Consider the following 21,679-nt stretch of genomic DNA (forward strand, 5'->3'; position numbering starts at 1 on the left):
GCATTGGCCTCGCCGGTTGCCGCACTGGCCGAGCCGGCCGGCGGTACATAACTGGTCATGAAGCTGTCTCCTGGTTTGGGCGCGCGATCTGAGCGCCGCGCTTTTGAGGTCACGTTTTTTTAGTCAGTATGTGAGCGAGTGAATGACTTCCGACATTGCCGTTTCGCGCAAAAGCCATGACATGTATGCATGGCTTTCACGACACTGAGTACCGCTGCGAAGAAATTGCGCGCAGCGATACGCAGCGACTTCAACGGCACTCCACCCTTCAGAACGGGTAATGACGCGGCGTGGTCTGCACCGTAATCCAGCGCAGATCCGTAAACTCTGCGATCCCCGCCTGCCCACCGAAGCGTCCAAAGCCGCTACCCTTCACGCCGCCGAACGGCATTTGCGCTTCGTCGTGAACGGTCGGCCCGTTGACATGGCAGATGCCCGATTCGATGCGCCGCGCGACGTTCATTGCGCGCGCGATATCGCGGCTGAACACCGCCGAAGAAAGCCCATACTCGTTATCGTTCGCACAGGCCACGGCTTCGTCTTCGCTCTTGACGCGCACGATGCCCTTCACAGGTCCGAACGATTCATCGCCATAAATGCGCATGGCGGGCGTGACGTGGTCGAGCAGCGTGGCGGGCATCAACGTGCTATCCGCCTTGCCGCCGCAGACGAGCGTGGCGCCTTTGGCCAGGGCATCGTCGATCAGCGCATTGCAGCGTTGCACCGTGCTCATGTCGACGACCGATCCCAGCACCACCGGCCCTTTGCGTGGGTCGCCGAGCGGCAGACCGCGCGCTTTCTGCGCGAGCTTTGCAACAAACTGATCAGCGATCCGCTCGTCGACGACGATCCGTTCCGTCGACATGCAGATCTGCCCCGAGTTGGCGAACGCGCCGAATGCAGCGGCGTTGACGGCTGCATCGAGATCCGCGTCGTCGAGCACGATCAACGGCGCCTTTCCGCCGAGTTCCAGTACCGACGGCTTCAGATAGCGCGCACACGTCGCCGCGATGATCTTGCCCACATGTGTGGAGCCGGTGAAATTGACACGCCGGACCTTCGGATGAGCGATCAGTGCCTCGACGACTGCGCTTGCATCGGCCGGAGCGTTGGTGACGAAGTTCACCACGCCCTTCGGCAAGCCCGCTTCCTGCAGCACTTCGATAATCAGTCCGTGCGTGCCGGGGCAGACTTCCGAACCCTTCAGCACGACTGTATTGCCACATGCGAGCGGCAACGCGATCGCACGCACGGCGAGGATCACCGGTGCGTTCCACGGCGCGATGCCCAGCACGACGCCGGCCGGCTGGCGCACGCCCATCGCGAGGCTGCCGGGCACGTCGGACGGGATCAACTCGCCACCGATCTGCGTAGTAAGCGCCGCCGCTTCCATCAATCCGCCGGCGGCGAGATGCACATTGAACCCCGCCCACATTGCCGACGCGCCCGTCTCCGCTGCCATCACCGCGGCGAACGCCTCGCTGCGCGCTTCCAGCGCATGCGCGGCCTTCATCAGCAGCGCGCGGCGCTCGCTCGGCCCCAGCGCGGACCATGCCGGAAACGCCGCTGCCGCGGCATCCGCGGCGGCTACTGCGTCGGCAACCGTCGCCGCGGGAGCACGCGTCGCGACTTCGCCGTCGAGCGGATTGCGGCGCTCGAAGGTGGCGCCATTGCTCGCTTGCACGGCTGCGCCGTTGATCAGCATCGAAATACTCTGCATCGTCCTGTCTCCTGCGGAAAGTTTTATGAATGCGGGCGCGGCGCTCGCTTAATGTCAAGCCACGACGACTTCGACCAGCATCGGTCCGGGTGACGCCAACGCGTCGCGCAGCACGTCATGCAGGCGTTCGGCGTCGGTCACGCGTATGCCCTGGCAACCCATGCCTGCAGCAAGCGCCACGAAGTCGAGCCCCGGCAGATCGGTGCCTTGCACCGGATCGCTTGGACCGAAACCGAATTCCGGCGCAAAGTCCTGCAACGCGGCATAGCGGGAATTGTTCAGGATCACGAATGTGATCGGCAGTTTCATCTGCACGGCGCTATAGATGGCCTGGATCGAATACATGCTGGAGCCGTCGCCGATCAGGCCGATCACGCGCGTGCCGGGCTTCGCCAACGCCACGCCGACAGCAGCCGGCATGCCATAACCCAGGCCGCCGCTATCCATCGTGTAGAAGGTGCCGCTGCGCGTAAACGGCAGATAGTTCTGCATCACCGGGCGCGAGCTCGGCGCCTCCTCGACCACGATATCGTCCGCGTGGCGCACCTCGGCGAGGGTCTGCAATGCGAACGCCACCGACATCAACGGAGACGGTTCTGCGCGCGGCGATACGGTGCGTAGTGCGGGCAACGGGCGCGTCTTCGGCGCGGGCCGGGTCAGCAGATCGGCCACGCCGAGGCGAATATTGCCGACCACCGCCGTGCCGGTTGGCGCCCAAGCCGCAATGGTCGGATCGTCGATCAACTGGCACAGCGTTGCACCGGCAGGCAGATGCGGGCCGTGACCTTCGACGTGATACGTGAAGGCCGGCGCGCCGATGACAAAGATCAGGTCATGGCCGCCGAGCAGCTCGACGATCTTCTCGCGCATCGCCGGCAAGAAACCGGCGAACAGGCGGTGGTCTTCGGGGAACGCGCAGCGGCCCGTCATCGGCGCGACAAACACGCGGGCGTTGTGGCGTTCGGCAAGACGCACGACTTCGTCCCAGCCGCCAGCGCGGTCGACAGCGCCGCCCACCACGAAAGCCGGCCGTTCGCAGGCATCGAGCGCCGCGCCGATCTGCGCCAGCACGAACGGCTCCGGCCGCGTCTCGGTACTCACTACGCGTGCCGGCACCGGCTCCGCGGCGCGGTCCCAATCGTCGACGGGAATCGACACCAGCACCGGCCCGCGCGGCTCCTGCATCGCCACGTGATAGGCGCGCGCGATCGCCAGCGGCACGTCTTCGGCGCGTGCCGGTTCGATGCTCCATTTGACGTACGGCTTCGGCAATTCGGTGGCTTGCGCCGACGCGAGGAACGGGTCGAACGGCAGAATCGAACGGGCCTGCTGCCCGGCGGTAATCACGATCGGCGTGCGATTGCGGAACGCGGTGAAGATGTTGCCCATCGCATTGCCCACGCCCGCCGCCGAGTGCAGATTGACAAACGAAGCGTTGCGGGTGGCCTGCGCGTAACCGTCGGCCATGCCGACCACGACTGCTTCCTGCAAACCCAGCACGTAACGGAAATCTTGCGGGAAATCGCGGAACAACGGCAATTCCGTCGACCCCGGATTGGCGAACACCGAAGTCATGCCGAGGCGCCGCATGAGATCGATGACGGCGTGGCGCACGGTGAAGGGTTCGTGTTGAGAAGATCCCGATGCGTCTGAACGGGGCGCGTTGCTGGTCATCCATGTCTCCTAGTGATGAGCGCCGTTTCTTGATGGCTCATTATCGGAAGCTCGAGGTTGATTGAAAATTGCCTTTTTTGAGAAAAGGCATTACTTTTGCGCATGACTTTCAATCTTCAGCAATTGCACGCGTTTGCAACCATCGTCGCGAGCGGCAGCCTGGGCCGTGCCGCGGAGGTGCTGCACGTCACGCAGCCCGCGCTGAGCCGCACCATCAAGCGGCTCGAGGATCAGGTCGGCGCACCGCTGTTCGAACGGCACTCGAAGGGTATGCAGCTTACTGCGATCGGCAGCGCGCTGCTGCCGCACGCCACGCTGCTGCAACGCGAAGCCGATCACGCGCGCGAGGAAATCGACGCGATGCGCGGCCTCGCGAAAGGGACGATTCGCGTCGGCGCTGTGGCGAGCATCGCGACGCTCGTGCTGCCGCTCGCGGTGAGCGGCGTGCTCGCGCGTTGGCCAAATCTGCGTGTGGAGATCATGGAGGGGGTTTGGGACCGGCTTGCTGACAGTCTGATGAAACACGAGATCGATCTCGCGCTCAGCATGGCGGTGCCCGACACGGACGAGATTACCGCGATTGCCGATTGCAGATGGGAGGACACGAGCTATGTGGTCGCCGCGCTCGATCATCCGCTGCGAGGCAAACCGGATTTATCGCTTGCTGACACACTCGATCAGCAGTGGTGTGTGCCGCCTCGTGGAACGGGTCCGTTCGAGCATATGCAGCATGTGTTTGCCGAGCATGGGCTCGGCATGCCGCAGATTGCCGTCGAGACGCGCTCGATCACCGTGCTGAAAAGCCTGGTGACGCGCGCGGGATTTCTAAGCTGGATGGCGACGCCAATGTACGACACCGAAAGCGCGGCCGGCGTGTTCGATACGCTGCCGATTCCTGGTCTGGTCGCGCGCCGTACGTTGACGGCGTTCCGGCGCCGTCAGGGGATTCTGCCGAGTCCGGCGGTGAAGCTGCTGGAGCAACTCAGGCAGTTGACTGCCGTTCAGGGCTAAGTGCCCGCATGAGGCCAGGAGCGCCGAAGGCCTCATTCAACGCTCAATAGCACAGCGGCCCCGCTTTCACATTCAAGTGAAAGCGGGGCCGCTGTCAATCGCGGTCAATCAAGCGGGTGCGAGACTACTGCTCGCGCCACCGCCTATTAATGACCGACGTTGACAACCGGAGCCGAATACGAGCTCGGCGTCGTTTCGGTGCGGCTGCCTGCTTGCGACGAGCCGTTCGTTGCCGTTCCATAACCGCTGGTTTGGGCGACGCCGTTTTGTGCAGCGACGCGGGCTTCAGCAGCCTGAATGTTCGCCGGGTAGTCATCCGCATTCGACAAAGCCGGGTTGTAACCCGCTTTTTCCAGTTGCACCAGCTCCGCACGCACTTGGGCGCGGGTCACCGGCTGATTGGATTGAGCAAAAGCAGCGAGCGGCGCAGTAATGAGAGCGGCGATAACAACAGCTTCGATCAGGGATTTCATGACGACTACCTCCAGAGATTGTTTTTTGCGGCGCTGCAAACGTGTTTGTTTGCAGCCAGTGACGACAGTCTAGGAGGCAGCAGATATAGGGTAAACCCCTAATAAACGAATTCACTGTTGCTACAAACGGCACAATTGCCGTGAACGCTTGTTGAAATATGAGTCATCAAGCCGGCAAATCAGGCTCCCAATGTTTGAGGCTTCGCGCGCAACGAAGTCAGCTTTCCGACAATGCGGGAGTCGATGCCTGGGTGGCCTCACTTGATGACAACACCGCGCTACCATTTCTGCCGCCCGTCACCTGCCGGTCGCTTCTCGGGCTCACGCCGAACCGCGCGCGATACGTCCGCGAAAAATGCGAGGGCGACTCGAATCCGCATGCGACGCAAATCGATGTGATCGACATGTCCGTCTGCTGCAGCAACTCGCGCGCACGGGTGAGGCGCAGTTGCAGATAGAAATGCGTCGGCGTGTCCTTCAGCGACGCACAGAACAACCGCTCCAGTTGCCGCCGCGTCACGCTGATTTCCTCTGCGAGCTGGTCGGGCGTCAGCGGCTCTTCCATATGCTGTTCCATTGCGCCGATCACCTGAATCAGCTTGCGGTTGTGCACGCCGTAACGCGCCGCAATTTCCATCCGCTGATGGTCCGAACGCTGCCGGATCCGGCTCACGACAAACTGTTCCGACACCGCCGAGGCCAACGCTGCGCCGTGCTTGCGGCCGATCAGGTCGAGCATCATGTCGATCGACGCCGTGCCGCCCGCACAGGTAATGCGCCGCGCGCCGATTTCGAACAGCTCCTGGCTTGCGTTCAGCGAGGGATAGCGCTCGCTGAACGCCGACAACGCTTCCCAGTGCACGGTCACGCTGTCCGAGCCGCTCAGGAGCCCGGCTTCCGCAAGGATGAAGCTGCCCGTGTCGATGCCACCGAGCGTCGCGCCCGCGCGCTCGAGCCGCTTCAGACAATCGCCGAGCACGCGCGTATAGCAGGCGAGCGGCTCAAAGCCCGCGACGACGAATACCGTCTGCGCCTCATGGACATCGGCGATTGCCGCTTCTGCATTGATCGAAATACCGTTGCTGGCCGCGACTGGGGCACCGTCGAGACTCAGAATGCGCCAGCGGTAGAGATCGCCGCGAAAGCGGTTCGCCACGCGCAAAGGCTCGACCGCCGACATGAAGCCGATCGCCGAAAAGCCAGGCAGCAGCAGGAACGACATATCTTCGGGCATCGTGCAGATGACTCGATCAGGGACACAGAGGGACACAAGCCGCAAGCGAACGCGGGGTTCCGGGCGAGCGTAGCAAGCAGCGCGCAAGCCGGCAAGGCGCACCAAAATTCACTGCTGCAAATCGATGCTGCACCGCAATGACGAACGATGCTGGTTTTCCCTCGTTGTCGCGTGGGAGCAAGAACGGGTCGCTGGCGGTCGCTTTGGCAGGAATATGGGGCATTAACGTTACGTCACTCGTGCAACTCAAGCCCTGCTCAAGCATGGCTCGAGCCGTATCGCGCAGGTCCGGGGGCCGCTCGGTTTTTTTCTCGCCGCGGCCATTTCGTAACACGCTGTTCAACGTGTCCGAAGGGGGAACGTCATGAAGTTACGCGTCAAAGCCTTGCTTGCCCATTTTGCCTGTCTGGCGGCTGTCGTCGCTGCGTCGCCTGCACTCGCACAGGATCCCGCCACCTGCCGCGCGGTGCATTTTGCCGACATCGGCTGGACAGACATCACGTCGACCACTGCGCTCGCCTCGACCGTATTCGAGGGACTCGGCTATCAGCCTGTGACGACCGTCGCGTCGGTGCCGATTTCGTTCGCGGGCCTGAAGAGCAAGCAGCTCGATGTATCGCTCGGCTACTGGTGGCCGGTGCAGGAGAAAGCGATTACGCCGTTCATCGATTCGAAATCGATCCAGGTGCTGCAACCGCCTAACCTGACTGGCGCTAAAGCGACCTTCGCCGTGCCGAGCTACGAATACGACGCCGGCCTGAAGACCTTCGCCGACATCGCCAAACACCGCGATCAGCTCGACGGCAAGATCTATGGCATCGAACCCGGCAGCAGCGCGAACGCGGCGATACAGAAAATGATCGCCAGCAATCAGTTCGGCCTCGGCGATTTCAAGCTGATCGAATCGAGTGAAGCGGGCATGCTGGTTTCGGTGGATCGCGCCATTCGCGCGAAGAAATGGGTGGTATTCCTCGGCTGGGAACCGCATCCGATGAATATCCAGATCGATATGAAATACCTCACCGGCAGCGACGGCGTATTCGGTCCGAACGATGGCGAAGCACGCGTTTATACGCTGACGTCCCCCGACTTTCTGACGCGTTGCCCGAACGCCGGCAAGCTCGTGAGCAATCTGCGCTTTTCGACGCAACTGGAGAACGTGGTGATGCAATCGGTGATGAACAAGGAGAAGCCTGCCGATGCCGCCAAAGCGTATCTGAAGAAGAACCCGCAAGTACTGGATGCGTGGCTCGCAGGCGTGAAGACGTATGACGGTAAAGACGGTTTGCCGGCGGTGAAAGCCTATCTCGGGCTTTGAGGGGGCCGGCTCTAACCCAGTCCGATTTGCATCCATCCAGTCACGCATTTCAATCCACAGGAACTAGCACGCATGAATCATGAAGTCATCGTGACCTGCGCGGTCACCGGCGCGGGCGATACGGTCGGCAAGCATCCGGCCATCCCCGTCACGCCGAAGCAGATCGCCGAAGCTGCTATCGAAGCCGCGAAGGCCGGTGCCACCGTCGCGCACTGCCACGTGCGCGATCCGAAGACCGGCCGCGGCAGCCGCGATCCGCAGTTGTATCGCGAGGTTGTCGACCGGATCCGTTCGTCAGGCACCGACGTGATCATCAATCTGACGGCGGGCATGGGCGGCGATCTCGAGATCGGTCCCGGCGAAGATCCGATGCGCTTCGGCGCGGGAACCGACCTCGTAGGCGGTTTGACGCGCCTTGCGCACGTCGAGGAATTGCTGCCGGAAATCTGCACACTCGATTGCGGCACGCTCAATTTCGGCGACGGCGACTACATCTACGTGTCGACGCCCGCCCAATTGCGGGCCGGCGCGCAGCGTATCCAGGAACTCGGCGTAAAGCCGGAGCTGGAGATCTTCGACACCGGGCATCTGTGGTTCGCAAAGCAATTGCTCAAGGAAGGTTTGCTCGACGCGCCGCCGCTGTTTCAGATCTGCCTCGGCATTCCATGGGGCGCGCCCGCCGATACCACAACGATGAAAGCGATGGCGGACAGCCTTCCGCCTGGCGCGCAATGGGCCGGCTTCGGCATCGGCCGCATGCAGATGCCGATGGTCGCGCAGGCGATGCTCCTCGGCGGCCACGTACGTGTCGGCCTCGAAGACAACATCTGGCTCGACAAAGGTGTGCATGCAACAAACGGCACGCTGGTGCAACGCGCGGTCGAGATCATCGAACGGCTCGGCGGGCGCGCGCTGACACCTGCGGAAGGACGCCGCAAACTCGGCTTGCCCGCGCGTGGCGAGCGGCAGTTGGAGCGGCGCGTGGCTGGGCAGTACGCGTGAAGATGTCGCGTACCCATTGCGCTTCATATAGCGCGCTGCGGAACCTGAGAACTCATAGGCAAAGGAAACATCAGCAATGGCAGTGATCGTCGATATCAAAACATTTGCGGCAATCGGCGCGGGCGTGATCGGCAGCGGCTGGGTCGCGCGCGCGCTCGCCCACGGACTCGACGTCGTCGCGTGGGATCCCGCTCCCGGCGCGGAGAAACAATTGCGCGAGAACATCGCGAATGCTTGGCCAGCCTTGGAGCGCGTCGGCCTCGCCGAGGGCGCAACGCCCGACAGGCTGCGTTTCGTCGATACGATTGAAACCTGTGTCGAACAGGCGGACTTCATCCAGGAAAGCGCGCCCGAACGCGAAGAATTGAAGCTCGCGTTGCACGAGCAGATCAGTCGTGCGGCGAAGCCGGATGCGATCATCGCCTCATCCACTTCCGGCCTGCTGCCGAGCGATTTCTACGCACGGGCGGTGAATCCGCAGCGTTGCATCGTCGGGCACCCGTTCAATCCGGTGTATCTGCTGCCGCTCGTCGAAGTGCTCGGCGGTGAACGTACCGCACCGGCGACCATCGACGCCGCGATGCAGATTTATCGTTCGCTGTCGATGCGCCCGCTTCTCGTACGCAAGGAAGTGCCCGGCTTTATCGCCGACCGCTTGCTCGAAGCGCTGTGGCGCGAGGCGCTGCATCTGGTCAACGAAGGCGTGGCGACCACGGGCGAAATCGACGATGCGATCCGCTTCGGCGCGGGCATCCGCTGGTCTTTCATGGGCACGTTCCTGACCTACACCCTGGCAGGCGGCGATGCGGGTATGCGCCACTTCATGCAGCAGTTTGGACCCGCGTTGGAGCTGCCGTGGACTAAACTGGTAGCGCCGCAGCTCACTGACGAATTGATCGACCGGGTGGTGGACGGGACGTCCGAACAGGTTGGGCCGCGCTCGATCAAGCAGCTTGAGCGCTATCGGGACGATTGCATTACGAGTGTGCTGGCGGCGATTGGAGAAGCCAAGGCGCGGCACGGCATGCTTCCTGCGGAGTGATACTGTGTGCCGGAAGACGCCCCGCCCCGCTCTGGCGGGACACGTCGGCGGCACAAGATCGCTGCGGCCCGCACCGTCCATAGGGATAAAGGAACCGATTGCATATGTCTACGCCGCACCATGCTTCACTGCCCTGCTATCGCGACGTCGTGCGCGCCGAGTGGGTCGACTACAACGGCCATTTGCGCGACGCGTTCTACATGCTGATTTTCAGCTTCGCGACTGATGCCTTGATCGATGTGATCGGGCTGCCTGATTCGGTGCGCAAGGAACGTGGCCGCTCGATCTATACGCTCGAAGCGCATATCAACTACCTGCATGAAATCAAGGAGGGTGTGCAGGTTCGCGTCGATATGCGCGTGCTTGGGCATGATGCGAAGCGGCTGCATCTGTACCTCGAAATGTTCGCTGATGAGGGAATTGAACCGGTGGCCGCAGGCGAACAGATGCTGCTGCATGTGGATACGGGTGGCCCGCGCGCTGTTGCCTTCGACCCGGATGTCGAGGCGCGCGTGCGGGCGTTGGCAGAAGCGCATGCCGTGTTGCCGGCGGCCAGATTTGCAGGCCGCGTGATCGGCTTGCCTGTCAAGGCGCCGCGTATGAGTAGCGAGGGGAATGAGCATGCTTGAGCCCGAGATCGCTGCGTTCATCGAACGGACCGCCGCCATCTATGCGGGGCATTCGACTTCATTGCCGCCGAGCGAACAGCGCTCGATTTACGATCGCTATGCGGCGGCACTCACGCCGCCTTTGCCAGCCGATGTGATAACCGAAGACGCTGTGTTTCAGGCGAGCGCCGGGCATCTGATCAGGTTGCGGCTTTATCGAAATCGTAGAAAGGCGAGCGGGACAACCGTCTGCACCGTGTTGTACTTTCACGGTGGCGGCTTCGTGCTCGGCTCGTTGGATAGTCACGAGATCGTAACCGCACGAATTGCCGCGGATACCGGACTCGATGTGATTGCGGTCGACTACCGGCTGGCTCCCGAACACCGCGCTCCGGCAGCGCATGAGGATTGTCTGGAGATTACGCTCGCCGCACTCGCCGGCCAGTTGCCGTTCGATTCGCTCTCACGTGGCGCACTGCAGTTGGCGGGTGACAGTGCCGGCGCAACACTTGCTGCCAGCGTCGCGATGCGGTTACGCGATGACGGTGTACAAGGCGTGCGCGGACTTGCGCTCGTCTATCCAATGCTCGGCACCGAGCCGCAAATGCCCGCGCGCGAAAGCGAAGCGCACGCGCCGATGCTCACGCTTGCCAATGTCCGTGCGTTTCGTGATCTGTATTGGGGCGAACGGCCGCCCTATCCTGCGTGGACGATACCGCTCGATGCGGCACGCTTCGACCGACTCCCGCCGACACTTGCCGTAGGTGTTGAACACGATCCGTTGCGGGACGACGCGAGGGTGTTTGTCGACCGCGTTAATGCGGCCGGCGGACACGCCCGGTTGTGGATTGGAACCGGACTCGTGCATGGGTGCTGGCGTGCGCTCGAATCGAGTCCCGGCGTAAAGGCAATGCATCACACCGTCTGCCAGTTTCTAAGCGAGCATTCAGGCATGCAGTGATGGCTCAAGCCATGCACGCGTCACGTCTGTGCCGCTCCGCCACTCCGCTTGAATGAACTGGCAAAGAACAGCACCTGGTATTGCACCGCATTCGCCCAATACTTCCACGTATGCCCGCCGGGCCGCTCCGCGTAATCATGCGGCACGCCCAACTCGACGAGCCGCGCGTGCAGCATCCGGTTCGACTGAACAAGCGAATCGTTCACCCCGCAATCGATCGTCAGCGCAATATGCGCATTTCCCAGACTACGGGCGTTCTCAACAATCGCCTCGTTGTTCCAGAAGTCGGCGTGGCGAGTCGGATCACCAAATACCTGATCGATCCCGGGCTCATCCTCACACCCGCGCGGATCGACCGCTCCGCTAATACTTCCTGCCGCGCCGAATTCGTCCGGCCGGTCTAGCGCGATATGCAGCGCCCCGAATCCGCCCATGCTCAACCCCGTAATCGCTCGCGCCTGGCGCGTCGCAATCGTGCGGAAATGGGTGTCGATATACCCGACGACTTCTGTACCTACATAGGTTGCGTAACGGCTGCGCGGATCGACAGGGCTGTCGATATACCAGCTCTCGTGACCGCCGTCCGGCATGACGAGGATCACGTGATAGCGGTCGGCCAGTTTGCCGATGTGCGAATTCGTCGTCCAGTCGGTGTAGTCGCCGCCTGAGCCGTGCAGTAAATAGACGACAGGAAAGCGATCGACCGCTTTGCCGTGCGTGTATTGGTCAGGCAGCACCACAGTCGCCTCAAACGACCTATGCATGGCCGCGCTGGGAATGGTGACGACCCTGGACTGGAACGCCCAGACCGGGTTCGTAAAAAGCAGCGTCAGAATGAGCCAGAACACACGATTCATTTTCATGGTTTGTCGCTCTCCCCCTTTCTATGTGTCCAAAGAACACTGTCTGGCATCTAGCGGCAAAATTCTGTCAACGACTCTAACAACGGCGACTTACAACCAAATTTCAGCGAAGCATACGGTCCCGTCAGCTTGGTGCCATTCCAAGCGAGTTGGAACGGCCCAAACCGAACGTCTATTTAACAATTACGCCCTGCTCACGAATGTGGGGAACGCAACGCATCTATTCAATGTGCGCTGAAAAACCAACCTGATCCGTAGCAACATCCGGCCGCAACGTAAGCGCCGGGATGTCGTATGCGCCAGCGTTCTGTGGGCGAAACGGTATCGGCGACGTCTTCCAAAGGTCATCGAGACGTTGCCCGAGTTCGTCACGGACTTCTGAAAATCGTGCTTCGTCAATCCGGCTTGTCCGATGAATCACGAACGGTGGCAACACGTCGAAACCAGGGTAATACAGAATGCCGTGCTGGATGGGGAACAAGACATCGTCGATCGGCCCGTTGATACCGCGCGGGCTGTAATGTGACTCCCAGCCACCAGTTGTCACGACCAGCATTGCCCGCTTGCCCGCCATGTTGCCTTCCCCGTAACGGTCGCCCCAGCGCGCGTCGGAGTGCTCCCCGACTCCATACGCGAAGCCATATGCATAGACGCGTTCCACCCAACCTTTCAGGATCGCAGGCATCGAGAACCACCACAGCGGAAACTGCAGAATCACTGCATCCGCCCACCTCAGCTTCTCCTGTTCAAGTGCGATGTCCTGGCTTTGCCGTCCGTCTTTGAAAGCACGCTTCGAATCGAGAGAGGCATCGAAACGCGCGCCCGGTTGCCTGTCCAGGCTGTCGTTTGCATCGAGCGATGCTTTCCAGTTCATCGCATACAGATCGGATACCTGGACAACGTGGCCGGCATCCTCGAGACGCTTGACCGAAAAGTCCTTAAGGGACCCGTTCAATGACCGGGGTTCCGGATGTGCATAGACGAGAAGAACATTCATGACCTGACCTCCTTTGCGAGAAAGCGCCACGATAGGTCTCTTGCCGGTATATTGGAAATGAATAACCAACATGTCAGGTATTGCCATGAATAATCTCAGAAGGCTGGATCTCAACCTGCTGGTGACACTCGATGTCCTGTTGTCGGAGCACAATGTGACCCGTGCAGCCGAACGCCTGAACTTCTCTCAGCCGTCGGTCAGCGTGCATCTTGCCAAGCTGCGGGATATCTTTGGCGACCCGCTGTTGCTGCCGGGTCCCCGAGGCATGCGCCCCACCGCGAGGGCCGAAGAATTGCGCGAACCTTTGCGCCAGGCGCTCGATGCGCTTGAGCACGCGGTGTCGCCGGCCAGCCCGTTTAATCCAACCGAAGCGAGTCATACGTGGCGCGTTGCCGCGACCGACTATGCCGAATCGACGATCCTGCTGCCCGTCCTGTCCAGCTTGCGCACGGCGGCGCCCGGCACCCGGCTCGCGATCGTGGAAGCTGTTCCGCCACGCATCGCGAAGCAGGCGGAACAGGGAGACATCGATCTGGCATTCCATACCAGCGAAGGCGCGCCGCCCGGATTGCGCGGGCGGCTACTTTTCAAGGAGCGGTATGTGCTGGCAGGCCGCGCGGACCATCCGCGCCTGAAGCGCCGGCCAACGCTTGCGCAGTTCTGCAAACTGGAGCACGTGATCGTGTCGCCGGATGGTGGCGGGTTTAGCGGCGTCACGGATGAGGCACTGGCTGCGGTGGGTCTCACGCGCAGGGTTGTGCTTTCGGTTCCGCACTTCCTGTTTGTGATGTCAGCCTTGGCGAGCACGGACCTCGTGGCGATGGTGCCGGCGCGATTGGTGCGCGGCAATGGCGCGCTCAGAGTCGTCGAGGCGCCGGTTGAAGTGCCGGGCTATGAAATGGCGATGCTCTGGCACGAGCGCTCTCATCGAGACCCGGCGCACCAATGGTTGCGGGAATGCATCGTGGACGCGGTGGCGACTTGAACGCCTGTGCATGTGCCGTGGCCTAGGTCGGTGCCAACGCAATGAGTGGTTGAAAAGGCCGTGCTGGTCGATGCGCTGCGCTACCGGGCGGGTCCATCCGCGCAAGGACATCGATAGCATCGACCCGAAGCGGATCGTGCGCGCAATCCAATAAGTGCGATTACGCCTTCTCATTCCTGCCGCCAATTGCGTCCAGTTCAGCGCGCACCTCGTCGGTCAATCTCAAGTGTGCTGCCTGCATGTTTTCCCGCAGATGCCCGAGCGACGAAGTACCCGGAATCAGCAGGATGTTGGGCGCGCGATGCAGGAGCCAGGCGAGCGCCACCTGCATCGGCGTCGCGCCGATCGTTTGCGCGATCGTGGAAAGCGCTGACGACTGAATCGGTGTGAATCCGCCAAGCGGGAAGAACGGTACGTATGCGATGCCCTTCGCTGCCAGTTCATCGACCAGCGCATCGTCTTCCCGGTGAACCAGGTTGTAGTGATTCTGTACGCAGACAATCTTCGCGATGCCCTGTGCCTCGGCAACCTGGGCCGCGGTTGCGTTGCTCAAGCCGATATGGCGAACCAGCCCTCGCTGTTGAAGTTCGGCAAGCGCCACGACCTGCTTTTCAATCGACCCTTCGGACGGGGCATGCACGTCGCCCATGATTCGCATATTGACGACGTCGAGTGCGTCGACACCGAGATTGCGAAGGTTGTCGTGAACGCCGCGTTCGATATCTTCCGGCTCGAGCGCCGGCAGCCACGAACCTTCGCTGCCACGAACCGCGCCCACCTTGGTGACGATCACGAGGTCGTCCGGATACGGATGCAGTGCTTCGCAAATCAACTGGTTGGTGATGTGGGGTCCGTAGAAGTCGCTCGTATCGATGTGATTGACGCCCGACGCCACCGCTTCGCGCAGCACGGCAATCGCCGCGTCGCGATCTTTCGGCGGTCCGAATACGCCGGGTCCGGCCAGTTGCATGGCGCCATAGCCCATGCGTTGCACGGGGTGGCCAGCCAGCGGAGATGTGTCCACAGGGGTGAAGTTCGACATAGCGCGCTCCTTGAGGTGAGGGTTTGAGCAGCAGTATGACGAGGATTGCGTTGTTCGATAATCCGGCCTAAATTGCACGGGTTGTTAAACATTTTGAACAATGGCCATGGAATTCAACGATCTTGCCGCCTTCGTATCAGTCGCGCGCGCCGGCGGCTTTCGCGACGCCGCGCGCATCAGCGGTGTCTCCGCCTCCAGTCTCAGCATTGCCGTGCGCCGTCTCGAATCGAAGCTGGGTATGCGCCTGCTCAACCGAACCACACGCAGCGTGGCCCCGACCGAAGCCGGATTGCGTCTGATCGAAAAGCTGACGCCGTTGTTCAGCGAAATGGAAGCCGCGCTGGACGTCCTGAACCGCTTCAGGGACAAGCCGAGCGGCACGCTCAAACTCAACGTGCCGTCGAGCGCCGCACGCATCGTGTTGCCGACCGTCATTCCCCAGTTCCTGAAAGCCTATCCCGACATACGCGTGGAGGTTGTGGTGGAGGACGGCTTCGTCGATGTGCTGTCGATCGGTTGCGATGCGGGCATTCGCTACGACGAGCGGCTCGAGCAGGACATGATCGCGATGCCAATCGGTCCGCGTGTGCAGCGCTTCGCTACCGCCGCGACGCCGGGCTATCTCGACACGCATGGCAGACCCGAGCATCCGCGCGACCTGCTGGCTCATGCGTGCTTGCGTGGCCAGTTTGCCGGCGGCGCTACGCCGACCTGGTATTTCGAGCGCGACGGCGAGGTAGTGCAGTTGAATCCGTCGGGACCGCTTCTCGTCAGACCCGGCGCGGCAATCGACCTTGCAGTCAGTACTGCTGTCGCAGGCGTGGGGGTGATTCACCTGTTCGAGGACATGCTGCGCCCGCATCTCGATAGCGGGGCATTGGAGCCGATTCTGGAGCCGTGGTGGCAACGCTTTTCGGGGCCGTTTCTGTACTATCCGGGGCGCCGTCACTTGCCGGCACCGTTGCGCGCATTTGTCGATTTCCTGAAGGCGGGTGCTTAGCGTGAGCCTTTTAACTGCGCCTTATATTGGTTCGACTGTCGAGAGGCCGTGAAGATCATCGCACTCGTGAAACGTCGGTGTCGACGGATGCCTGCCAAAGTGCAGGCATCCGGCATAACGGGTCGCGTGACGCGAGGCCGATCAGAATGCGTGACGCATCCCCACCGTAACGGCTACTTGCGTATTGGACGACGAAGGCGAGAGCGTGTTGATCATGGCATGCGAGAGCACGGAATCAGCAGGTGCGCCGTGCACGTTCTGATAGACGCCTTCAAGATAGAAGTCGGTGCGCTTGCTGATCGAATAGTCGGCCTGAAGCATCCCCGTATTCCATCCCGGCGACGAGCCGTTATAAGCGCCATGCGTGTAGGTATACGCGCCCGATAAAGTCAACGCAGGCGTGAGCGCGTACTTGACGTTCGCTTCGTAGTTGTCGAGGCGCAGCGAGCCACTCAGGGTTCCGGCGGAAGCGTCGTTCGCACCGAGGTAGGTGCCGGTTCCGAACGAGAAAACGCCCGACGCGTTGTCCATCTGCGTATGGCTCCACACCAGGCCAACGGTAGCCGGTCCGAACGTATAGTTGCCACCCAGCGACCAGATACGCTGGCGTTGCGCAAGGAAGTTCGCGCTGGTGTCGCCCGTGGTAACGGCGCCGCCTGCGCTGCCTGCGTTGTTCAATTGCAGGTATCCAGCAGCAAGATTGACTGGCCCTTGCGCATAGGAAACACCGAAGCCGTATGAGCGGTTGTTCGCGAAGCTGCCTGCCTTATTGCTGAAGGCATACATCGTTTCGAACGTGACGCCGCTGAACGTCGGGCTCGTGTACTTGACCGTGTTGTTGAAAACGACCGAATTGGCAGCAAGGTTGTCGTTTTCGAACGGATGCGCAGCCATGTTGCCGCCCCACGTGTTGAACTCCGCCGTGAGCGGACCGACCAGGTCGTTCATCACGTCAAACTGGCGGCCGAACGTCACCGTGCCGTATGGATCGCTTTGCAAGCCGACCCACGCCTGAGAGCCGAAACCATCGCCGGAGAAAGCCTGGGCGCCGTTATTCAGCAGGAATCCCTGCTCCAGCTTGAAGACCGCATGCAAGCCGCCACCGAGATCTTCCGTACCCTTGAGGCCGAAGACCGTGTTTTGCGTCGAGCTGCTCACTTCCTGCCAGTTGCTATGGCCGCCCTGATTGTTCGTGTAGACCAATCCTGCATCAATGAGACCATAGAGCGTCACGCTGCTTTGCGCATGCGCCGAAATAGCAAAGGCGCCGGAAAGCGCGACCACGAGTAAAGACTTTTTCATAACTGTTGGCTCCGTGATTGAGCGATGATGGACGTAATCAATTGTGTGCGTTCGACTCCCACTGGCTAGCGCGTTGGCCGCCAACAGGATCTACGAACGCATAGGCAACGGATAGGCAACGCATTCGCAGGCCGGCGCCGTGCGAATTGCGAAAACATCCGATATTGTTTGTTGATTATTGCGTGTGGCGCATTGAATAACGTGTCGATAGCGCGTGCTGACTACAGCATGGTTTTCAATTGAATTACACAGGCGCATCTTGCGAGGCGCTGCCGAAAACGAACAGTGCAATCATATGACGGCGAAAATAAATTCCGCGTCAAAAATAAAAAATTGCGTGGTGCGAAAAGAACACGCAAATGGCACGTTCAGAAGACGTGCCACATCAAGCGTAAAAGGCGCGCAAGCTTCTCGCCAGGCTTGAGTAAACTCCCCCACCACGCGCGCGAGATGCGCCTGCATCGCATCGCGCGCCGCCGCCGGATCGCGGCCCATGATGGCAGCAAAGATACGCTGATGATCTTCCTGTGACGCCGCACGCATCGCCGGCATTTTCATCACCACGTTTACCGGGGTCATGCTGGCGATCACAAAGGGTTCGTTAGTGATTCCGCTGATGGTTGCGGGCTCGCTATGCGTGGTCGGTGCCCTGTCGTATCTGTTCGTTGTCGGTAAGGTCGAACCGTTACCTTCACTCCCACGCGCCCGAACGGCAAAGATTGCCGGACACGAAGCCGCTTGAACAACAACATCGGCGCCGTTGGCTTGAGCCTCGCGTTCATCTGGCCCGGGTTACGCAAGAGCGTGTTCCACAATCAGCAATTGCGACCATAATGGGGCAGAAACTTCTGTTAGAAACTTCACCCCGATGTAGCCAATATGACCGAAACACGCGTTAGCCCGCTGCGCAAATTTGCCGATTTCGTTCGCGAGCAGCGGACGCGCCTGACCGCGCAATGGATGAAAACCGTTTTCGGCGATGTCGACCTCGTCGAAGCGGACAAGCTCACCTATCAACAGCTCGCCGATCACTTGCCGGACCTTCTCGAAGGACTATGCCTTGCGCTCGACGTCGAAGATCTCGAACGCGTCGAGCCGGCGATCGAACGCGATGCGAGAAAACACGGCCTGGTCCGCTGGCGTCAGGGCTACCGGATCGAGGAACTCGTGCGCGAACTCGATCTGTTCCATCAGGTGCTCGCTGACGCGCTGGAAGAATTCGCCGACCAGGACAGCACGTTCACGCGCCGCCATGAAGGACGGGCGCGGCGCCTGATCGCGGAAACACTCAGCATGGTGACGCTCACGTCGATCAAGGAGGTGGTCAGCGAACGGGACCGCAAGATCGATGAGTACACCGGCAGGCTCGAGCGCGCCAATCACGAACTGACGCTCAAACAGCGGCTGGTCGGCGATCTGTACGAGTCGCGCATGCAGATCACCCGCAGCGTGGTCCACGATCTGCGCAATTTTCTGAACGCGTTTTCGATTGCGCTGCAACTGATCGAACGGGCGCCTTCAAAGGCCGATATGGCGCTGACGCTGGCCAACCGGCAGGCCTCGGACATGAAGCAACTCGTCGACCAGATGGTCGAGTACTCCGTTGTGCTCGGCGACGGCACGCCGAACACATTCGAGCCGGTTGAGCTGCATGCGCTTTACGATGAGCTCGTCGCCTCCTCGCGCCCGGCCATCGAGGCCAAAGGACTGAAGTTGCGCACAGTGTTCGATCCGGCGCTATCCGTCGTCACGTCCAGTCGTCTCAAGCTTAAGCAGATTGCCGTCAATCTGCTCTCCAACGCGACGAAGTACACGAAGTCCGGCGAGATCGAACTTGCCTTCGCAATGGCCGATGCGGAGCACTGGTCGATTCGCGTGTCGGATACCGGCGTGGGTATCGCTCCTTCGGACGCGAACCGCGTTTTCGACGAATTCGAGCGTGCTGCAGGCGACGATATTCCTGGCACGGGCCTCGGCCTCGCGATCGTCAAGGAGCTTTGCCGCGTGCTGAACGGTCAAATCGATTTTGCGTCACACGAAGGCGTTGGGACGACGTTCGAAATCCGGTTCCCGCTCATGCAGGCCGAAGCCGAATAACCCCCTGCCGGCATCCGGCGCCAGAACCGGATGATCAGTACATTTTAATTATTACGATTAACAAACAAACATATTTAACCTCGTAATAAATAATCGATTAACTCACACGCGCGCGACGCCCGGACTGGCCCGCTCTTACGCGACTTCAAGCACAATTTCCCGAAGTTGCAATTACGGAAATCCGGTACATCCTTGACAAACGCAGGTGGCGTCACCTATTTTTCATCTGCCGCCAATATACGAATTTCCGATTGCGGAAATATGCCCCGAAAAGAACCGGAATATCCAATCCAGATATTTAGTTATTCTACGCATACTGCATAGAGATCTGAATCTATGCGCTTTGAAGTAAGTTGGTCTCACCGCTGCATGCCGACGATGCATCACTAATATTTCGAACTCCGATATATTTTCATCGGCGATAGCGGCCTTTGTGAAACGGTATCTGAACCCACCACCAAGGATAGAGATGAAACGAGACGAGCGTCTTTCCGGCAAAAGCCAATATCGCCACAGCAGGCTGCCGGGTCTGGGAACGGGCCTGGGAACATTAACGGTCGCGATCCTGCTTCTCGACGGATGCGGCGGAGGGGACGGCGGTTCGTCCTCCGGCACGGCTGTGAGCATGCAGCAGACCGCAGCGAATCAGCAACTCAGCGCGCAGGCCGCCGCGCAGTCGCAAACGCCAACGGCCAATCAAACCTATATCGACCCGGTCGCCTATTCGGGGAATGCCACAGATGGCCTCGCACCGGCTCAAGCCTCCGAAAAAGCTGCAGTCATGCATTACCAGTGGACCCAGGGCAGAACACCGATCAACTACACCACCACGACCGGCCATTTGACGGCCACCGATTCGAGCGGCAACCCCGAAGCCTCGATGTCCTACGTCGCATACACCGTGCCGAGTACGAACGGCTCGCCGCGACCTGTCACGTTCGTCTACAACGGCGGCCCAGGGTCCTCTTCCATCTGGCTGCGGCTCGGGTCGTTCGCGCCGACGCGAGTCGCGACGCCCGACCCGGTGTTCGGGAACTGGCCGAATTATCCGCTCGTCGACAATAAGGAGAGCCTGATCGACACCACGGACATGGTCTTCATCGACCCGCCTGGAACAGGTCTTTCCGAGGCGATTCTGCCGAATACGAACCAGAAGTACTGGACGACCGACGCGGACGTCAACATCATGCGCGACTTTATCCAGCGCTATCTGACGGTCAACAGCCGCAGCAGTTCGCCGATTTATCTGTACGGCGAGTCGTATGGCACGCCGCGCACCGACATGCTCGCATTGGCACTCGAATCGGCCGGCGTGCATCTGACCGGCATCGTTCTTCAGTCTGCAATCCTGAACTATTTCGCGGATGCGATCGAGGCCGTCGCCATCACGAACTCGACGAGCGCGCTGGCATTGGATACAGATACGCTGGCCGGCTATTTCCCCGGCTACGCGGAAGTCGCGGCTTACTACAACCAGGTGTCGCCGGCACCGCTCAATCAGGACCTGTACGCATACCAGGCAAGCCTGTTCGTCACGAACGAATACAACAAGTTCAGGCGGTATTCGCAGTCGTGGGTGCTCAGTCAGCTCGGTATACCGGACGCCCTGGGTACGCCGGTGTTTCCCAATGCGAAAACGCTTCAGTCGTGGACCTTGCCATCCAGTTTGACCCTGCAGGCGCTACAAGGCTACTTCGGCGCCAACCCGTTCTCGACGAGCCTCATACCAGGCACGACGATCGGCCGGTACGACGGACGCGTGTCACTGCCGAACTCGGATCCGCGTCTGCAAAACGACGGGGACCCGTCCGACATCCTGATCTCCCAGCCGTTCACCACGGCTCTGGCTACGCAGATGCCTGACTACCTGGGGTACACGGCGCCGAACGCGACCTATTTGCCGCTGAACGACAACATCATCCAGGTATGGGATTTCTCGCATGATGGACAGCCCCTGCCCGACACGATCCCGGATCTGCTGGGCGCGCTGACACTCAACCCGCAATTGAAGGTACTCGCGGAAAACGGCTTTCATGATCTGGCCACACCGTTCTTCAATACCGAGAAGCAACTGGCACGGCTGCAGACGGTACCCGGTCTGAATCCGGACTTGCAGGTCAACTTCTTCCAGGGCGGACATATGATCTATCTGGATGACGTCGCCCGTCCGCTGATGAAACGGGATCTGGTGCGGTTCTACCGCGGCACGCCGCTTCCGGATGCGCTCGCCCTCTGGACGCTGCCGCCGCCGTGGCGCGACGAGAGCCCCGCCAGTCAGCCGACCGCTACTGCCACGGCGCAAGTCACGGCACCCTGACTGAACTGACGCGATGTGCCTCGTTCGCGATAC

18 protein-coding genes and 2 pseudogenes are annotated in these 21,679 nt (G+C 60.8%); 11 read left to right on the forward strand and 9 right to left on the reverse strand.

From position 1 onward, the window contains the following. Positions 1-268: 268 nt before the first annotated feature. Both P3T25_RS30835 and mdlC read right to left on the reverse strand, forming a co-directional pair. The gene (locus P3T25_RS30835; protein WP_429360654.1) at positions 269-1,720 is read right to left on the reverse strand and encodes an aldehyde dehydrogenase; all 1,452 of its coding nucleotides are present in this window, start codon (positions 1,718-1,720) and stop codon (positions 269-271) included. A gap of 54 nt (positions 1,721-1,774) precedes the next feature. Then, positions 1,775-3,394: a benzoylformate decarboxylase gene (gene mdlC / locus P3T25_RS30840; RefSeq protein ID WP_429360656.1), complete on the reverse strand. Its 1,620-nt coding sequence runs from the start codon at positions 3,392-3,394 to the stop codon at positions 1,775-1,777. A gap of 102 nt (positions 3,395-3,496) precedes the next feature. Here mdlC and P3T25_RS30845 point away from each other — a divergent pair, with 102 nt between their 5' ends. Continuing rightward, complete coding sequence (locus P3T25_RS30845; RefSeq protein WP_429360658.1) at positions 3,497-4,405, forward strand: LysR family transcriptional regulator; 909 nt, start codon at positions 3,497-3,499, stop codon at positions 4,403-4,405. A 146-nt stretch (positions 4,406-4,551) separates the two neighbouring features. On the opposite strand, the gene P3T25_RS30850 is transcribed toward P3T25_RS30845, so the two are convergent. Together P3T25_RS30850 and P3T25_RS30855 are read right to left on the reverse strand one after the other, a co-directional pair. Further along, entirely contained in the window at positions 4,552-4,878 is a 327-nt protein-coding gene (locus P3T25_RS30850; protein ID WP_154566036.1) for a DUF4148 domain-containing protein, read from the reverse strand. 217 nt (positions 4,879-5,095) lie between these two features. Beyond that, positions 5,096-6,112, reverse strand: coding sequence for a GlxA family transcriptional regulator (locus tag P3T25_RS30855; RefSeq protein ID WP_233465073.1), 1,017 nt, complete (start codon positions 6,110-6,112; stop codon positions 5,096-5,098). Between the two features lie 364 nt (positions 6,113-6,476). On the opposite strand from P3T25_RS30855, the gene P3T25_RS30860 reads away from it, so the two are divergent. The 5 genes from P3T25_RS30860 to P3T25_RS30880 all read left to right on the forward strand — a co-directional run bounded on the left by P3T25_RS30860 (position 6,477) and on the right by P3T25_RS30880 (position 11,043). Continuing rightward, on the forward strand, positions 6,477-7,430 hold the full coding sequence (locus P3T25_RS30860) for a choline ABC transporter substrate-binding protein (protein ID WP_429360660.1): 954 nt from the start codon (positions 6,477-6,479) through the stop codon (positions 7,428-7,430). A gap of 72 nt (positions 7,431-7,502) precedes the next feature. Further along, on the forward strand, positions 7,503-8,432 hold the full coding sequence (locus tag P3T25_RS30865; RefSeq protein WP_266256789.1) for a 3-keto-5-aminohexanoate cleavage protein: 930 nt from the start codon (positions 7,503-7,505) through the stop codon (positions 8,430-8,432). A gap of 76 nt (positions 8,433-8,508) precedes the next feature. Continuing rightward, positions 8,509-9,474, forward strand: coding sequence for an L-carnitine dehydrogenase (locus tag P3T25_RS30870; RefSeq protein ID WP_429360663.1), 966 nt, complete (start codon positions 8,509-8,511; stop codon positions 9,472-9,474). Positions 9,475-9,578: 104 nt separating this feature from the next. Further along, on the forward strand, positions 9,579-10,103 hold the full coding sequence (locus tag P3T25_RS30875) for a thioesterase family protein (protein ID WP_429360665.1): 525 nt from the start codon (positions 9,579-9,581) through the stop codon (positions 10,101-10,103). Beyond that, positions 10,096-11,043, forward strand: coding sequence for an alpha/beta hydrolase (locus P3T25_RS30880; RefSeq protein WP_429360667.1), 948 nt, complete (start codon positions 10,096-10,098; stop codon positions 11,041-11,043). Before P3T25_RS30875 ends, P3T25_RS30880 begins: the two co-directional genes overlap by 8 nt. A 20-nt stretch (positions 11,044-11,063) precedes the next feature. On the opposite strand, the gene P3T25_RS30885 is transcribed toward P3T25_RS30880, so the two are convergent. Then, positions 11,064-11,906 carry an alpha/beta hydrolase gene (locus tag P3T25_RS30885; RefSeq protein WP_154566026.1) on the reverse strand — a complete coding sequence of 281 codons (843 nt, stop codon included), beginning with the start codon at positions 11,904-11,906 and terminating at the stop codon, positions 11,064-11,066. Positions 11,907-12,126: 220 nt separating this feature from the next. After that, positions 12,127-12,903: an NAD(P)H-dependent oxidoreductase gene (locus tag P3T25_RS30890; protein ID WP_429360669.1), complete on the reverse strand. Its 777-nt coding sequence runs from the start codon at positions 12,901-12,903 to the stop codon at positions 12,127-12,129. Positions 12,904-12,973: 70 nt separating this feature from the next. Between P3T25_RS30890 and P3T25_RS30895 the strand changes: the two genes are divergently transcribed. Then, complete coding sequence (locus P3T25_RS30895) at positions 12,974-13,888, forward strand: LysR family transcriptional regulator (protein WP_266256794.1); 915 nt, start codon at positions 12,974-12,976, stop codon at positions 13,886-13,888. Positions 13,889-14,048: 160 nt separating this feature from the next. Here P3T25_RS30895 and P3T25_RS30900 read toward each other — a convergent pair whose 3' ends face one another. After that, a complete protein-coding gene (locus P3T25_RS30900; RefSeq protein WP_429360672.1) occupies positions 14,049-14,930 on the reverse strand; it encodes an aldo/keto reductase family oxidoreductase in 882 nt (293 codons plus the stop codon). Between the two features lie 106 nt (positions 14,931-15,036). Here P3T25_RS30900 and P3T25_RS30905 point away from each other — a divergent pair, with 106 nt between their 5' ends. Then, positions 15,037-15,930, forward strand: a complete 894-nt coding sequence (locus P3T25_RS30905) for a LysR family transcriptional regulator (protein WP_266239453.1) — start codon at positions 15,037-15,039, stop codon at positions 15,928-15,930. A 141-nt stretch (positions 15,931-16,071) separates the two neighbouring features. Here P3T25_RS30905 and P3T25_RS30910 read toward each other — a convergent pair whose 3' ends face one another. After that, positions 16,072-17,232 carry a porin gene (locus P3T25_RS30910; protein ID WP_429360674.1) on the reverse strand — a complete coding sequence of 387 codons (1,161 nt, stop codon included), beginning with the start codon at positions 17,230-17,232 and terminating at the stop codon, positions 16,072-16,074. Positions 17,233-17,643: 411 nt separating this feature from the next. After that, positions 17,644-17,781 (reverse strand): annotated as a pseudogene (locus P3T25_RS30915) (FCD domain-containing protein); the annotation flags it as partial. Here P3T25_RS30915 and P3T25_RS30920 point away from each other — a divergent pair. The 3 genes and pseudogenes from P3T25_RS30920 to P3T25_RS30930 all read left to right on the forward strand — a co-directional run. Next, positions 17,765-17,974: pseudogene (locus tag P3T25_RS30920) on the forward strand (MFS transporter); the annotation flags it as partial. The pseudogenes P3T25_RS30915 and P3T25_RS30920 sit on opposite strands and share 17 nt — an antisense overlap. A gap of 137 nt (positions 17,975-18,111) precedes the next feature. Next, complete coding sequence (locus P3T25_RS30925) at positions 18,112-19,329, forward strand: sensor histidine kinase (protein WP_429360676.1); 1,218 nt, start codon at positions 18,112-18,114, stop codon at positions 19,327-19,329. A 469-nt stretch (positions 19,330-19,798) separates the two neighbouring features. Then, on the forward strand, positions 19,799-21,646 hold the full coding sequence (locus P3T25_RS30930) for a S10 family serine carboxypeptidase-like protein (protein WP_429360678.1): 1,848 nt from the start codon (positions 19,799-19,801) through the stop codon (positions 21,644-21,646). Positions 21,647-21,679: the final 33 nt, after the last annotated feature.

This window comes from Paraburkholderia sp. GAS32, assembly GCF_050434225.1.
Lineage (GTDB): Bacteria > Pseudomonadota > Gammaproteobacteria > Burkholderiales > Burkholderiaceae > Paraburkholderia > Paraburkholderia madseniana.

What these genes read in the sequence shown, in the direction of transcription:
- P3T25_RS30845 (WP_429360658.1), top strand. Translation starts at nt 3,497, where the DNA reads ATGACTTTCAATCTTCAGCAATTGCACGCGTTTGCAACCATCGTCGCG.
- P3T25_RS30900 (WP_429360672.1), bottom strand. Translation starts at nt 14,930, where the DNA reads ATGTCGAACTTCACCCCTGTGGACACATCTCCGCTGGCTGGCCACCCC.
- P3T25_RS30930 (WP_429360678.1), top strand. Translation starts at nt 19,799, where the DNA reads ATGAAACGAGACGAGCGTCTTTCCGGCAAAAGCCAATATCGCCACAGC.
- P3T25_RS30870 (WP_429360663.1), top strand. Translation starts at nt 8,509, where the DNA reads ATGGCAGTGATCGTCGATATCAAAACATTTGCGGCAATCGGCGCGGGC.
- P3T25_RS30910 (WP_429360674.1), bottom strand. Translation starts at nt 17,232, where the DNA reads ATGAAAAAGTCTTTACTCGTGGTCGCGCTTTCCGGCGCCTTTGCTATT.
- mdlC (WP_429360656.1), bottom strand. Translation starts at nt 3,394, where the DNA reads ATGACCAGCAACGCGCCCCGTTCAGACGCATCGGGATCTTCTCAACAC.
- P3T25_RS30865 (WP_266256789.1), top strand. Translation starts at nt 7,503, where the DNA reads ATGAATCATGAAGTCATCGTGACCTGCGCGGTCACCGGCGCGGGCGAT.
- P3T25_RS30875 (WP_429360665.1), top strand. Translation starts at nt 9,579, where the DNA reads ATGTCTACGCCGCACCATGCTTCACTGCCCTGCTATCGCGACGTCGTG.
- P3T25_RS30880 (WP_429360667.1), top strand. Translation starts at nt 10,096, where the DNA reads ATGCTTGAGCCCGAGATCGCTGCGTTCATCGAACGGACCGCCGCCATC.
- P3T25_RS30925 (WP_429360676.1), top strand. Translation starts at nt 18,112, where the DNA reads ATGACCGAAACACGCGTTAGCCCGCTGCGCAAATTTGCCGATTTCGTT.
- P3T25_RS30895 (WP_266256794.1), top strand. Translation starts at nt 12,974, where the DNA reads ATGTCAGGTATTGCCATGAATAATCTCAGAAGGCTGGATCTCAACCTG.
- P3T25_RS30855 (WP_233465073.1), bottom strand. Translation starts at nt 6,112, where the DNA reads ATGCCCGAAGATATGTCGTTCCTGCTGCTGCCTGGCTTTTCGGCGATC.
- P3T25_RS30860 (WP_429360660.1), top strand. Translation starts at nt 6,477, where the DNA reads ATGAAGTTACGCGTCAAAGCCTTGCTTGCCCATTTTGCCTGTCTGGCG.
- P3T25_RS30905 (WP_266239453.1), top strand. Translation starts at nt 15,037, where the DNA reads ATGGAATTCAACGATCTTGCCGCCTTCGTATCAGTCGCGCGCGCCGGC.
- P3T25_RS30835 (WP_429360654.1), bottom strand. Translation starts at nt 1,720, where the DNA reads ATGCAGAGTATTTCGATGCTGATCAACGGCGCAGCCGTGCAAGCGAGC.
- P3T25_RS30885 (WP_154566026.1), bottom strand. Translation starts at nt 11,906, where the DNA reads ATGAAAATGAATCGTGTGTTCTGGCTCATTCTGACGCTGCTTTTTACG.
- P3T25_RS30850 (WP_154566036.1), bottom strand. Translation starts at nt 4,878, where the DNA reads ATGAAATCCCTGATCGAAGCTGTTGTTATCGCCGCTCTCATTACTGCG.
- P3T25_RS30890 (WP_429360669.1), bottom strand. Translation starts at nt 12,903, where the DNA reads ATGAATGTTCTTCTCGTCTATGCACATCCGGAACCCCGGTCATTGAAC.